Below are 14,126 nucleotides of genomic sequence, written 5' to 3'. Positions count from 1 at the left end.
CGGGTCGTGACACGGTCAGATAGGTTCGTTGCGGCTACACGGGGGACTTCGGGGAGGAACCAGACGTGCGGTACCGGGTGGAATCGGGAGAACGCCCAGACGGCCTGTACGCGACGCTCGACGATCGCACTTTCGCGGCACAACGCTCGACCACCGACGGCACACTGCTGCTGACCGTCGTCGGCGACGAGGAAGCGCCGGAAGGGTTCGACCGCGAGCACGAGGGGAAGCCGGCGCGGGTCGTGCTCGCGAACGAGGTGCCCGCGACGTTCGATCTGCGCACCTACGTCGAATACGACGACGAACTGTTCGAGGTCGCGCCAGGCGACCAGCCGAACCTGACCCTGCGCTGGACGCGGCACGATCCGGTGCGCGCCGCGCAACTCGGACTCACCGATTTCTCGGTGACCGTCCCGGGCAAGCAGCTCACCGGGCTCTGGCTGACCCGGCACGACTACGGCGAGCCGAAGGCCGAGACCGAGGGTGGCGACCAAACCCGGATCCTGCGGGGGATCGGCCGCACGCTGCGTCAGGTGCCCGGCGGGTGGACGCGGGTGGCGGCGCAGTTCCGGCAGGTCGGCGACTACTCCGAGCTGGAGGTCCGCGCGGTCGGCGACGAGAACGGCCCGGTTTCGGTGGCGCTGCCCGGCACGCCGCAGCTGAGCACGCTGTTCTCCCAGCTGCGCGCCGCGATGTACCAGCCGGAGACCGGCACCTGGTTCCAAGGCACCTTCACGCTCGACGCCGACTCGCAGTTCGATTTCGACTTCGACGCCGACCAGGAGCCGGACTGGCGGCTGCCGCCCAACGACGGCGGCGAGCCGGCCCGCGAGTCCTATCTCGTGGAGCTGACCCGTTTCCCACGCCCGGACAAGCACCTGCCGGACTGGCTCGGCGCGAAAGCCGGGCTGCCGCTGACCGTCGGGTTCCGCCAGGCGCGGCCGGTCGACGCGCACAACGAGGGCGAGCGCCCCGTGGTGAACCGCCCGCCGGTGCCGCCGGACCAGGTCCGCGGCGTCCTCGACTACCTGTTCCGCTCGCCCGTCGTGCTGCACCGGCCCGTGCCGCAGCCGGACATCTTCGCGCCCGGCGCGCCGCCGGACGTACCGCAGGCCTTCCACACCGACGGCACCTGGATCTGGCCCGCCGCCGTACCGCACTACCTTCGCAAATACGGTGTTCCGCCGGAGCCGGAGCTGGTCGAGCACATCCGCGCCGCCGGGTTCCGCCCGCCGATCGTGCGCGACCTGGTACGCGCGACCGCCGAAGCCGACGTGCTCGGCAAACCGCGCCCGGGCCGTACCGAGGCCGACATCCCGGACGACAGCTCGCTCGCCCGCGCGGTCCGCGGCGAGCCGACCCTTGGCCTGCGCGGTGCCGAAACGCTGTCGCTGTTGCAGCAGCGGCTCGTCGAACACGGCGTGCCGTCGTCGGCGTACCGGATCGGCGCGAACGAGGTGCCCGCCGAAGGCGTGTGGACGTTGCGCCGCGCGGAAAACGGCTGGGAGGTGTCGCGTCCGCCCGCAGTGGAGCCGGTCGCGTTCGCCAACCTCGCCGACGCGGCCCGGTTCCTCCTCGGCACGCTGCTGATGCTGCCGCCGCAGGCCCCGGACGAATCCGATCAGCCCGCGGACTGGCCGATCCTGCCGATGCGCGGCGAGCCGCCGTTGTCGTTCTTCCGCGGCAAGCGGATCGTCGTGCTGCCCGCCGGAACCACGGTGGTCCGCTTCGGCCCCGAGACCGGGAACCTGGTCCACGCGAATTCGGTGCGGTTCCTGGAAACCTCGCTGACGCCGGACCGCGAACGCGACCGGCACGAGTACCGCGTGCAGCGCACGATCCGGGTGCTGACCGGCGTTACCGCGCCGTGGGCGCAACAGCCCGGCGGGGCCACCGCGTACCTGCTGCCGCGCCCGATCGCGCAGCACCTCGAGCAGGGCGCGCTATCCCGGCTGTGAAGCCGTGATCAGGACGGCGGGCGACCACCAGTAGTCCGCGAGCGGTTCCACTGTCACGTCGGCGAACCCGGCGGCCTCGAGCTGCCGGGTCCACTGCGCGGCCGGATGTTCCCAGTTCGTCCGTGCCGTCCCGGCGGCGACGCCGAGCAGCACCGGCAGCAGAAATCCTTGTGCCACCAGGGAAGCCTGCTCGCCGTATTCGGCGACGCCGCGTTCGTACCGGCGCACGAGCGACTCCAGGTCGGCGGTGTCCGGCACGTCGAATTCGGCCAGCACCAACCGTTCCGTCCGCGTCCGCAACGCACTCAGCACCTCAGCGCGGACGGAGGGCTCGATCGACTGCAGCGCGAACGTCGACTGCGTGAGGTTCCACGTGGAACCATCCGCGGCGAGAAAGTCCTGTGCGGTCAACGAAAACCGGCGCGCACCAGGCACTTCGACGTCCGCGAGCAGTGCCTCCGACGGCTCCACCAGGTCGATCCGCTCCGGCCGGAACGAGGCCCGCGCCAACGCCGGTTCGATCGCCAACCCGTCGCCGCACCCGAGATCCAGCAACGCGGCCGGACGCCAGGAGTCGTACCGCGCGGCCAGTTCTTCGCTCAACCGCCGGTACAACTCGACGTTGCCGCCACCGCGGATGAACGCCGTGAACGCGGCGGGCTGGTCGTACACCGGACCGCTCGAACCCGCCGCGAGATACCTCGCCAACTCGGCGCCCAACGGCGTTCCAGCCTCAACAGCAAGCGCACCCGCTCGCTCGACCTCGCCGTCCCGGTACGCCGCCAGCGCACCCGCCACCCCGCTCACAGCGGCACCCACAACGTCACCCTCGTTCCGCTCCCCGGACTCGATTCGACCAGCGAGGTCCCGCCGACCTCGGACAACCGCGCGGTGATCGACTCGCTGATGCCGAACCCGGCCGGCCGGTCCGCCGGACTGAACCCGGTGCCGTGATCCCGCGTGATCACCGCGATCCCGCCGTTGCGTTCCTCCACGCGTACCACGACCTTGTCCGTCTCCGCGTGCTTCATCGTGTTGCGCATGGCTTCCCGCACCGCGTCGCGGATCGCGATCTGCCGGACCTCGGACAGCGTGTCGTCGTCCAGTTCGGCGATCACCAGCTGCGCGCGCAGCCCGTCCCGTGCCATCTCCGCGGCCAGCGCCGCGAGCTTCTCGCCGAGCGGCCGCGCGCCCTCCTCAGCCCGCTGCGCCGCGGCGGTCTCGATCGTCTGCCGCAGTTCGATCGCCTGCGCCCGGGCCAGCCGCTGCACCTCGACCAGCCGCTGATCCGAATCGCCCGGACCGCCGAGCGCGATCGCTTCCAGCGTCTGCAGCACCGTGTCGTGCAGCATCCGGTGCTGCCGCGCGCGTTCGGCGAGCCGTCCGTTGCGAATCCCGTACGCCAGCGCCAGCCGGATCCCGAGGCCGAGCAGGATCAGCGCGCCGACCGCGGTGAACAGGACGCCGAACATCGTCGGGTACAGCGACGCGGCCTGCGCGAAATCGAACGTGCCGTGGTTGAGCAGGTCCGACAGCAAGCGCACCGGCAGGCTGAGCGCCGCCAGCCCGATCCCGGACGGGATGCCGACGGCGAGGGTGAGCAGGGCGACGCTGCCGAGCAGGTGTTTGTCCGCGACGCCGACCGCGTCGTGGAAGACCGCGGGCGACACCGTCGCGCCGATGAACAGCTCGAACGCGAGCGTGGCGACGAGGTCGATCAGCAGCAACCGGCCCGCGAGATCACTGCGGAACGGGGCTCGGCGCATCATCCAGAACAGGCCGAACGCGCTCAGCGCCACCGAGCACACCGCGACGATCGCGACCGACGCCAGCCCTGCCGACCCGTGCCTGACCGCGTACGACCCGAACGTCGCGGGCACCATCAGCAGCCGGTAGACCAGCGGAACCAGCACCACGTACCGAGCCGCGCGCAGGAGCAGCCCGTCGCGCTGCCGCTCGTCGACCGGACCGGCCATCCGCGAGATCCGCTGCAACGCGCGCACCGGGGTCGGATCGCCGATCTCGTCGGTCAGCCCGGTCGTCGCCGTGGCCAGCGCGGGCGTGCCGCGCCGCAGCAGCATGACGAGAAAGCTGGCTCCGCGCCGGTCCCCGTCCTGCTGCCGCGTCATCGATCCCCCCCGGTTCGGTTCGAGACAGGGAGTATCTCGGCTGCCCGGGCGATGATCCAGAGGCCAAAGGGGGATCGTGGTGAACCCGCGATCCCGAATTCATTTCTTGGGGCTATTCGCCCGAACCGAGGCCCTCCGCCGCCGCCCACTTCTTCAGCTCGGCGACCGCCTCGTCGTGTTCCAGCGGACCGCGGTCCAGCCGCAGTTCCTTGAGGAACTTCCAGGCCTGCCCGACCTGCGGGCCCGGCGGGAGGCCGAGCAGCCGCATGATCTCGTTGCCGTCGAGGTCCGGCCGGACCCGGTCGAGGTCCTCCTGCTCCTTGATCCGCGCGATGCGGGCCTCGAGATCGTCGTAGGTCGCCTGCAGCGCGGCCGCCTTGCGCTTGTTGCGCGTGGTCGAATCGGCGCGGACGAGCTTGTGCAGCCGGGTCAGCAGGTCGCCGGCGTCGGTGACGTAGCGGCGGACCGCCGAATCGGTCCACTCGCCGCCGCCGTACCCGTGAAACCGCAGGTGGAGGAACACGAGCTGGGAGACCTGCTCGATGATCTCCTTCGAGTACTTCAGCGCCCGCAAACGTTTGCGGGCCATCCGTGCGCCGACCACCTCGTGGTGGTGGAAGCTCACGCCGCCGCCCTGGGTGAACTCGCGGGTGGCCGGTTTGCCGATGTCGTGCAGCAGCGCGGCCAGCCGCAGCACGAGGTCCGGCTCGCTGGTCGGTTCGTGCGATTTCTCCAGCTCGATCGCCTGCGCGAGCACGGTCAGCGAATGCTGGTAGACGTCCTTGTGCTGGTGGTGCTCGTCGATCGCCAGCCGCATGCCGGGCAGTTCGGGCAGCACCCGGTCGGCCAGCCCGGTGTCGACCAGCAGCTCAAGGCCCGGCCGCGGGTCGGGGGCCAGCATCAGCTTCGACAGCTCGGTCTGGACCCGTTCGGCGGTGATCCGGTCGATCTCCTCGGCCATCGACGTCATCGCCTCGACCACGCGCGGCGACGCGGTGAAGCCGAGCTGCGCGGAGAACCGGGCCGCGCGCATCATCCGCAGCGGGTCGTCGGCGAACGACTCCTGCGGCAGCGCCGGGGTGTCGAGCACCTTCAGCCGGAGCGCGTCCATGCCGTCGTGCGGGTCGATGAACGTCTTCCCGACCAGGTCGATCGCCATCGCGTTGACGGTGAAGTCGCGGCGGAGCAGGTCGCCCTCGATGGTGTCGCCGAAGGTGACCTCGGGGTTGCGGCCGACGCGGTCGTAGCTGTCCGCGCGGAACGTGGTGATCTCCAGCGTCGTGCCGTTCTTGGTGACGCCGACGGTGCCGAACGCGATGCCGACGTCCCAGACCGCGTCACCCCATTCGCTCACGATCTGCAGCACCCGGTCCGGGCGCGCGTCGGTGGTGAAGTCGAGGTCGTTGGACAGCCTGCCGAGCAGCGCGTCGCGCACGCTGCCACCGACCAGGTACAAGCTGTGGCCGGCGCGGGCGAAGCGCTCGGCCAGCTCGTCGGCCAACGGGGACACTCGCATCAGTTCCGTCACCGCGTTCTGCTGGGCGACCAGGTTGTTCACTCGAATCCCACCACGAAAATGGCGCCGCCACCGCGGACGCCGCCGGACACGGACACGGAGAGCCAGAGTACCCGGGCGACCGTTTGCTCTAGCATCGCAGCATGTCTGGATCCGCCGGTCGCGCCGGGCCGCCGACGCCGCGCCGGCGGCGACGGCGCCACCGCGGCAGGCGGCTGACCACGGTCGACGAGACCTCGGCGGGCGGCCTGGTGGTCGACCCGGAGCGCGAACACGCGGTGCTGATCGGGCGGCTCGACCGACACGGCAGACTGCTGTGGTCGCTGCCGAAGGGCCACATCGAGGACGGGGAGACGGTGGAGCAGACCGCGGTGCGCGAGGTGAAGGAGGAAACCGGCATCTCCGCGCGCGTCCTGCACCCGCTTGGCGCCATCGATTACTGGTTCGTCGCGCAGCAGCGCCGGGTGCACAAGACCGTGCACCATTTCCTGCTCGAAGCCACCGGTGGCGAACTGTCGGACGAGGACGTCGAGGTGACCGAGGTCGCCTGGGTTCCGCTGGCCGAGCTGGAGACCACCCTCGCCTACGCGGACGAGCGCAAGCTGGTTCGCGGGGCAGCAGAACTTTTCGCGCCCGACGAGCGCGGCTGAGAGGGAGCACCCGAGTGAAGCGGCCCGCCGCCTTCTTGCTGTCTTTGCTGATCGTCGCCGCCACCGCGTTGTTCGGTGCGCCGGCGGGCGCGCAGGAGAATCCGTCTCCGGAACCGGCCCGGCTGCGGCTCGACCTCGGCCAGTTGACCCCGCGCGTGATTTCCAGCGCGGACCAGGCGATCACGGTGGCCGGGACGGTCACCAACACCGGATCCCGCCGGATCGTCAAGCCGATGGCCCGGCTGCAGATCGGCGAACGCCTCGCCAGCCCGCGCGCGATGGACTCGGTGCTCGCCGGGACCCCGGTGCAGGACACCCCGCTGACCGAGTTCACCACGCTCGCCGAGGACCTGGAGCCTGGTCAGAGCGCCCGGCTGAACATCACTGTGCCGCTCACCGGGCCGCGCGGCGCTGGCCTCCGGCCGGGCGTGTACCCGCTGCTGGTGAACGTGAACGGCACCCCGGAGTACGGCGGCCCGGCCCGGCTCGCCGCGGTGAGCTTGCTCATGCCGGTGCTGTCGACGCCGGGCCACGCGAACAACCAGGCGACGCAGCGGCATTCGAAACTGGCCGTGCTGTGGCCGATCACCGACAGCACCCCGCACGTCCAGTCCGCCCCGTTCGGCGTGCCGATGACGCTCACCGACGATTCGCTCGCCGACCAGCTGAGCCCCGGCGGACGGCTGTATTCGCTGGTCTCGGCGGCGCGAGCGGCGCAGGAGACGAATCCGAAGATCGGCGGCTCGCTCTGCTTCGCGCTCGATCCGGACCTGCTGCGCACCGTGGACGCGATGAAGAACGGCTACCGGGTCAGCGGCGGAGCGACGGGCAAGGGCGCGGACGCCGCGTCGAACTGGCTGGCGGCGCTGCGTGCGCTGGTCACCGGCCGGTGCGTGATCCCGCTGCCGTTCGCCGACGCCGACCTCACCACGCTGGGCAAGATCCGCGGCGCCGACGGCAACCCGGACGCCGGCCTCATGACCACGGCGCTGAACGGCACCGCGACGATCCGCCAGGTGCTCGGCGTCGAGTCGAAGAGCGGCGTGCTGTGGCCGGGCGGGACGCCTGACGACAAGGCGCTGTCGGCGATTTCGTCGGGCGGTTTCCAGACCGTGCTCACCGACAGCGGCAAACTGCGGGCGGGCGGTGACGACGAGACGGTCACCAGCGCGGCGACCCTGTCCGACGGCCTGCGCGCGCAGCCGACCAACTCGATGGCCACCGCCGGTCTCACCGGATTCACGCCGAGCCCGCAGGCGCCGACCACCTACAGCGGAGCGTCGCAGCGCGCGGTCTCCACGCAGAACGGTCTCGCCTCGGTCGCGTTCGAAGCCGGGCTCGGCCGCACCGAAGGAACCACCGGCGGGCCGCTGCTCATCGCGCCGCCGCGGCGCTGGGACGCCACCACCGACGAGCTGAACGCCTTCCTGTCCGGGCTCGGCAAGCTCACCACCGCGGGCGTGACGGCCGGTTCGACGCTTGACGACCTGCTGGGCACCGCGCCGGAAGGCAGCGCTTCGCTGGCCGCGGACACCCATTCGGACGGCGGCGCGGCGGTCGCCGGCCAGCTGTCCGGCCTCGACCAGGACGCCACCGGCCTGGTGTCGGCGATGCAGGTCGACCAGCGGAACCAGGTCGAACCGAAGGCCGTCGTCGGTCCGGTGCGCGACGCGCTGGTCCGCGGCAGCTCGACCGCGTTCGGCCCGTCGGCGGTGGCGTCCGCCTCGGCGAACGCCACCGCGGAACTCGCCGCGATCCGCGACCAGGTGACCGTCGAACAGCCGAAGCAAACGTTTGCGCTCGCGTCCGGGTCCTCGCCGCTGCCGGTGTATGTGCACAACGACCTGCCGGTCGGCGTCACCGCGCAGATCGTGCTGCGGAACAACATGGGCGTCCGGCCGGAACAAGCGGGCAAGAACCTGCTTTTCCCGGCGAAGGGCGGGCAGACCAAGTACGTGCAGATCGAGGCGCTGCGGGCCGGCCGGCTGTCGGTCGATGTGTCCTTGACCACCCCATCGGGCACGGATCTCGGCGCGACCGCGCGGTTCGAGCTGACCTCGACCGAATACGGCCCGATCACCATCATCGTCACCGTCGTCGCTGGTTGCGCGCTGCTTCTGCTGGCGTCCCGGCGGATCTACCGGCGGATCAAGGAAAGCCGCGGCGGCACGCCCTGACAGGCCAAGGGGCCGGGTGCTCGCGCCCGTTCCCGATTACCCTGAGTCCGCGCTGCCACAATGGCAGGGGCAAGGGGACCGCCGAGGATTGGGCACGCGTTGGACAAAGAGCCGGGTCAACCACCCGAGCGTGCGGGTCGTCCTCGGCGGGACGGCGCGGCGCCGAGGCGGAGCGACCAGCCTCGCCGCGCGGTGCGGGACGCCCGTCGCCAGCCGCCTCCTCCGCCGCCGCCCGCCGACCGCAGGCAGCCGCCGCCCAACGGCACCCGCCGGATGCCGTTGCCCGACGAACGTCCGCCCGCCGACCGCGCGCCCTCCGACCGAGCCCAGCCGCGCCGGATCGACCCGCGCCGCGGCGACCCCCGCGAACCTCGTGAACCCCGCGACCCCCGGGACCGCGCGCCGCGCCGGGTCCCGCCGCCGCCGAACGGCCAGCGTCTGGCCCCGACCAGGGCCGCCATGCCGCCGGTGCGCAGGCCGCCCCCGCCGAGGCAGTCCGGGCCGCCGTCCGGCCCGCAGCAGCTCCCGCCGTCGGGTCCGCAGCCGATCCCGCCGAACCAGCCGCCGAACCGCGGCCAGCTCCCGCAGCCGACCCCGCCGCCCGCGAACGTGCCGGGCCCGCAGGCGCCGGTGCACCGCGGCCGCGGCCCGCGTCCCGGCACGCCGATCCGGCCGTGGCAGGAAGAGGCGATGCGGGACCCGGACGCCACCCGGTTCATCCCGCGCACCGCGGGCGTTCCGCTGGCGGCCCCGTCGCGCTGGCCGACCGCCGACCCGGACGTGCTGCGCCCGTACGACGCGCTGGCCACCCAGGTCATGCCGCGGATCAAGGACGCGCCGCTCGCGCGTCCGGCCGAGGCGCCCGAACAGCCGAAGGACGAGGGTCCTTCGGTCGCGAAGGAATCCGGCCGGATGGCGATCGCGTCGCTGATCAGCCGGATCACCGGGTTCCTGTGGAAGGTGCTGCTCGTCGCGGCGATCGGCAACGGGATCGCGACCGACTCGTTCAACGTCGCGAACACGATGCCGAACATCATCTTCGAGCTGCTGCTCGGCGGCGTGCTCACCAGCGTGGTGGTGCCGCTGCTGGTGCGCTCGCAGGACGACCCGGACCACGGCCAGGCCTACGCGCAACGGCTGCTGACCACCGGCGTCACCGTGCTGTTCATCGGCACCGTGATCGCGGTGATCGCGGCGCCGGCGTTCACGTCGCTGTACATCGATTCGTCCGGCAACGCGAGCGCGGGCCTGACCACCGCGTTCGCCTATCTGCTGCTGCCGGAGATCTTCTTCTACGGCGTGTTCGCGCTGGTCTCGGCGATGCTGAACGCCAAGCACGTGTTCGGTCCGACCGCGTGGGCCCCGGTGATCAACAACCTGGTGGTCATCTTCACCATCCTCGTGGTGTGGCTGATGCCCGGTTCGATCGACACCGGCAACCCGTCGCTCACCGATCCGAAGGTGCTCACGCTCGGCCTCGGCGTCACCGGCGGCATCGCCGCGCAGGCGCTCATGCTGATCCCGCCGCTGCTGCGGTCCGGCTTCCGCCCGCGCTGGCGCTGGGGCCTGGACAGCCGGATGAAGGAGTTCGGCGGGCTGGCCCTGTGGGTCGTCGGCTACGTCGCGGTCAGCCAGGTCGGCCTCACGATCACCACTCGCGTGCTCACCAAGGGCACCTCGGGCGGCGTCACCGCCTACAACTACGCGTGGCTGCTGTTCCAGCTGCCCTACGGCGTGCTCGGCGTCTCGCTGCTGACCGCGATCATGCCGCGAATGAGCCGCGCCGCCGCCGACGGCGACACGAAGAAGCTGGTCAGCGACCTGTCGTATGCCTCGCGGATCTCGACGGTGACCCTCGTCCCGATCTCCGCGGTGATGACGATCGTCGGCTCGTCGATGGGTGTCGCGCTGTTCGCGCTGGGCAAGGGCTCGCTGGAAGGCGCCGAGCGGATGGGCCAGGCGCTGGCGATCACCGCGTTCGCGCTGCTGCCGTACGCGCTGGTGATGCTCCAGATGCGGGTGTTCTACGCGATGAAGGACGCCCGCACGCCGACGTTGATCATGATCGTGATGACCGTGGTCAAGGTGCCGCTGCTGTTCCTGTGCCCGGTGCTGTTGAACCCGGAGAACGTCGTGCTCGGCGTGATGATGGTGAACGCGCTGACCTACGTGATCGGCGCGATGCTCGGCCAGGTGTGGCTGTGGGTGACGCTCGGCAACCTGCGCAGCAAGCGGGTGATCGGGGTGATCCTGTTCACGGTCGTGGCGAGCGTCCTCGGGGTCGGCGCGGCGTGGGTCGTCGGGCTGATCGTGCCCTCGTCCCTCGGCCCGGTTCTGCACGCCTGGATCAAGCTCGTCCTGCAGGGACTCGTCGGGATCGTGGTCTCGTTCGGGGTGCTCATGGCGCTGAAGGTCGAGGAGCTGAAGCCCGTAACATCGAGATTCACCCGATTGATCAAGCGCGGGTAACGATTGATTCACGACTCACGACGCTTCTACGGCTGATGATCCGGGTACCCTCGGTGCCGGGAGCGAAGCGGGAGAGAGCGTGGACACGAGACGAAGCGAGCAGGCGGGGGACGCCGCGGGCATTCGCGCCCGGGGCGGATCGCTCGCGCCCGGACGCGTCGTAGGGGACGGCCGGTATCGCCTGCTTGCCCAGTTCGGGGTAGACGAGCGGGCCGCCGCGCACCTCTGGCGCGCGCGGGACGGGCAGCTCAAACGGGACGTCGCACTGACGCTGCTGGTCGGCGATCCGGCCGATCCGGAGGCGGCGCGGCAGGCGAGGCGCACCCTGGAACGGGCCGCGCACGCGTCGAAGTTCGGGCACGGCGGCGTCGCGCGGGTGCTGGACGTGCTCAGCCTCGGCAGCGGCGTCACCTCCAGCGAGGGACTGCTCGGCGTCGTGGTGGCGGAGTGGACCAAGGGCAGCGACCTGGTGGACCTGGTCGCGCAGCGCCCGGTGGCCCCCGCGGCGGCCGCGCGGATGGTGCAGGCGCTCGCCGAAGCGGTCGACCACGCCCACCAGAACGGTCTCGTCCTCGGCCTCGACCACCCGCAGCGGCTGCGGCTCACGCCGGGCGGCGCGCTCAAGCTCGCCTTCCCCGGCCCGCTGCCCGAAGCCACTCTCCGCGACGACGTCAAGGCGCTCGGCGCGGTGCTGTATCTGCTGCTCACCGGACGCTGGGCGCTGCCGGGCGGACCGCCCGCGATCCCCGCGGCACCGCTCACGCCGCAGGGGCACGTCGTGCCGCCGCGGTCGCTGGTGCCGGCGGTGCCGCCGGAGCTGTCCTCGCTGGCCGTGCGCACGATCGAGGACGGCGGCAGCGGCGGGATCCGCACCAGCTCGGCCATTCTGCGCGTGCTCGGCCAGGTCGCCGAGCAGGAGGAACGCACCCAGCTGATCAACGCGGTCGGCAAGGACGATCCGGCGGCGGAGACCGACGGCACGATCTGGACCACGAAGAAGCCGGTGAAGGACGTCGCGCGGCGGCGGAAGCTGGCCTTCGGCGTCACCGTGCTGGTGGTCGCGACCGTGGTCATCCTCGCGTGGGGCGGGCTGATGCTGATCAACCTGTTCCAGGGCGACGGCAAGCCGACCGGTCCCACGATCAACGTCGCGGCCCCGCCGAGCAGTGCTCCGGCGAAACCGGGCAACCCGGCGCCACCGCCGGGCAACCAGCCGCCCGCGGCGCCGAAGATCGGCGACCCGGTGGCCCCGAAGTCGGCGACGCTCTACAACCCGCAGGGCTCCGGCGACAACGCGGGCCGGGCGAAGAACACGATCGACGGCGACCCGGGCACGGTCTGGAAGACCGACCAGTACCAGCAGCAGCTGCCCGCGCTGAAGCCCGGCGTCGGCATCGCGGTCTCGTTCGACAACCCGGTGAACCTCGCGCAGGTGAAGATCAGCGCGGACAGCCCGGGCACGAAGGTCGAGATCCGGTCGGCGGACAGCAAGAATCCGCAGCTCGACGACACGAAGGTGGTCGGGAGCGGCGACCTGAACGGGCCGGACACCACGATCACCCTGCAGCAGCCGACGCAAAGCCAGTACTTCATCGTCTGGATCACCCAGCTGGGCGACAACGGCGGCGACGGCTTCCTGAGCCAGATCGGAGAGCTGAGCTTCCTGCCTGCGGCGTGAGCTGCGAGCACGACTCAGTAGGCTCTGCCGGGTGACGGCTGCAGCTCCCACGGATGCGGATCTGATCGCGGCGCACGCCGCGGGCGATCCGCATGCGTTCAGTGAACTGGTCCGGCGGCATCGAGACCGCATGTGGGCGGTAGCGCTGCGCACGCTGCGCGATCCGGAAGAGGCGGCGGACGCGCTGCAGGAGGCGTTCATCTCGGCCTTCCGCGCGGCGGGCAAGTTCCGCGCGGAGTCGCAGGTCACGACCTGGCTGCACCGGATCGTGGTGAACGCGTGCCTCGACCGGATCCGGCGGAAGCAGGCCCGGCCGACCGTGCCGCTGCCCGAGACCGGCGAGTACAACGAACCGGCCGCGCCCGGCGACTCGATGGCCGAGAAGGAGACCAGCCTGCTGGTCCGCAAAGCGCTCGACGAGCTGCCCGAAGACCAGCGCGCGCCGATCCTGCTCGTCGACGTCGAGGGCTATTCGGTGGCCGAGACGGCGAAGATGCTCGGCATCGCCGAGGGCACGGTCAAGAGCCGGTGCGCGCGCGGGCGGGGAAAACTCGCGAAGGTTCTCGGGCATCTGCGGAACCCGGACGGGGGTGGCGACGTCCCAACTAACGAAAGCAAACGCAAGCACGCCACTTCGGAGGGGTCCCGGAGTGCCGGGCGAGCCCAGCGCTCGCCGGGGAACGGGGAGGGACGATGACGGACGAGAGCCGGGGGGCAGGCGGAACCATCGGGCCGCCCTGGTCTGTCGACCTGCTCGCCGACCTCCACGCCGGGGTCCTCGACGACCAGGAGGCATCGCAGCTGTGGCCGCGGGTGAACGCGGATCCGGAGGCGCGCGCGATCATCGAGGCCCTGGAGGCGACCACCGCCGACCTGTCCGCGCTCGCCGCGGAACCGGCCCCGCCGATGCCCGCGGAGTTCGCGGCCAGGCTCGACGCCGCGCTCGCCGCGGAGTCGGCGGCCCGGCAGGAGGCGACGTTTCCGGCGGCCGCACCGGAGCCCGCTGAAGCACCGGTCGCGCCGGTGGTGGACCTGTCGGCGGCGCGGAAGCGGCGGAACCGGCAGCTCGGCTGGGGCGCCGGGATCCTGACCGCCGCCGCGGCCGCCGCGGTAGCGATCACGCTGACCGTTCCCGGTGCGACCAAGACCGATACGTCCGGTGTCGCCGCGCCCGCGCCGTCTTCGGCAAGCGGCCCGTCCGTCGGCAGCGACGGCAGCGGTGCGGAAGCGCTGCTGGGCGGCGGTCTCGGCGTGCGGAACTACGGTCCGCTGCAGGACTCGAAACGCTTCGACGCGTGCGTCGCCGCGGCCGGCATGGACCCGGCGGTGCGGCCGGAGGGCGTGCGGCCGGTGACCGTCGAGGGCAAGCCGGGCGTGGTGGCGATTTACACCACCGGCAAGCTCGCGCAGTTCCGGCTGGTCGCGTTCGGCGCGGACTGCAGGCCGGGGAACCCGGACAAGCTGTTCGACAAGGTGGTCGGCAAGAAGTAGCGGGCAGGACGTAGCGGGCGTCACCGCCGGGAACACCTCCACCTACGATCGTGTTGAG

At 71.5% G+C, this 14,126-nt stretch carries 10 protein-coding genes; 7 read left to right on the top strand and 3 right to left on the bottom strand.

What is annotated here, in order from left to right; all coding sequences use genetic code 11:
• Positions 1-65: 65 nt before the first annotated feature.
• On the top strand, positions 66-1,958 hold the full coding sequence (locus EIZ45_RS07480) for a TNT domain-containing protein (RefSeq protein ID WP_037809114.1): 1,893 nt from the start codon (positions 66-68) through the stop codon (positions 1,956-1,958).
• Here EIZ45_RS07480 and EIZ45_RS07475 read toward each other — a convergent pair.
• The 3 genes from EIZ45_RS07475 to EIZ45_RS07465 form a co-directional block, all read right to left on the bottom strand.
• Positions 1,944-2,777, bottom strand: coding sequence for a class I SAM-dependent methyltransferase (locus EIZ45_RS07475; protein WP_134664167.1), 834 nt, complete (start codon positions 2,775-2,777; stop codon positions 1,944-1,946). The two genes, EIZ45_RS07480 and EIZ45_RS07475, sit on opposite strands and share 15 nt — an antisense overlap.
• Positions 2,762-4,087 (bottom strand): sensor histidine kinase, encoded by a 1,326-nt coding sequence (locus EIZ45_RS07470; RefSeq protein ID WP_134664165.1) that lies wholly within the window; start codon positions 4,085-4,087, stop codon positions 2,762-2,764. Before EIZ45_RS07470 ends, EIZ45_RS07475 begins: the two co-directional genes overlap by 16 nt.
• A 112-nt stretch (positions 4,088-4,199) precedes the next feature.
• Positions 4,200-5,645 carry a CCA tRNA nucleotidyltransferase gene (locus tag EIZ45_RS07465; RefSeq protein WP_043831411.1) on the bottom strand — a complete coding sequence of 482 codons (1,446 nt, stop codon included), beginning with the start codon at positions 5,643-5,645 and terminating at the stop codon, positions 4,200-4,202.
• A 101-nt stretch (positions 5,646-5,746) separates the two neighbouring features.
• Here EIZ45_RS07465 and EIZ45_RS07460 point away from each other — a divergent pair, with 101 nt between their 5' ends.
• From EIZ45_RS07460 to EIZ45_RS07435, 6 genes are all read left to right on the top strand, one after another.
• Positions 5,747-6,253 (top strand): NUDIX hydrolase, encoded by a 507-nt coding sequence (locus tag EIZ45_RS07460; protein ID WP_037809118.1) that lies wholly within the window; start codon positions 5,747-5,749, stop codon positions 6,251-6,253.
• A 14-nt stretch (positions 6,254-6,267) separates the two neighbouring features.
• Positions 6,268-8,430 carry a DUF6049 family protein gene (locus EIZ45_RS07455; RefSeq protein WP_134664164.1) on the top strand — a complete coding sequence of 721 codons (2,163 nt, stop codon included), beginning with the start codon at positions 6,268-6,270 and terminating at the stop codon, positions 8,428-8,430.
• A 690-nt stretch (positions 8,431-9,120) separates the two neighbouring features.
• On the top strand, positions 9,121-10,899 hold the full coding sequence (gene murJ, locus EIZ45_RS07450) for a murein biosynthesis integral membrane protein MurJ (protein ID WP_235146700.1): 1,779 nt from the start codon (positions 9,121-9,123) through the stop codon (positions 10,897-10,899).
• Between the two features lie 79 nt (positions 10,900-10,978).
• Complete coding sequence (locus EIZ45_RS07445; RefSeq protein WP_037809120.1) at positions 10,979-12,577, top strand: protein kinase family protein; 1,599 nt, start codon at positions 10,979-10,981, stop codon at positions 12,575-12,577.
• Positions 12,578-12,608: 31 nt separating this feature from the next.
• Positions 12,609-13,274 (top strand): RNA polymerase sigma factor SigM, encoded by a 666-nt coding sequence (gene sigM, locus EIZ45_RS07440; protein WP_043831404.1) that lies wholly within the window; start codon positions 12,609-12,611, stop codon positions 13,272-13,274.
• Positions 13,271-14,068: a hypothetical protein gene (locus EIZ45_RS07435; protein WP_134664685.1), complete on the top strand. Its 798-nt coding sequence runs from the start codon at positions 13,271-13,273 to the stop codon at positions 14,066-14,068. The genes sigM and EIZ45_RS07435 overlap by 4 nt, the downstream gene beginning before the upstream one ends.
• Positions 14,069-14,126 lie beyond the last annotated feature (58 nt).

The sequence above is a fragment of the Amycolatopsis sp. CFH S0740 genome (genome assembly GCF_004522315.1).
In the GTDB taxonomy this organism is placed as follows: Bacteria; Actinomycetota; Actinomycetes; order Mycobacteriales; family Pseudonocardiaceae; genus Amycolatopsis; species Amycolatopsis nivea.
The sequence above is the reverse complement of the archived record's forward strand: the minus strand, read 5'-3'. Positions and strand labels throughout refer to the sequence as shown.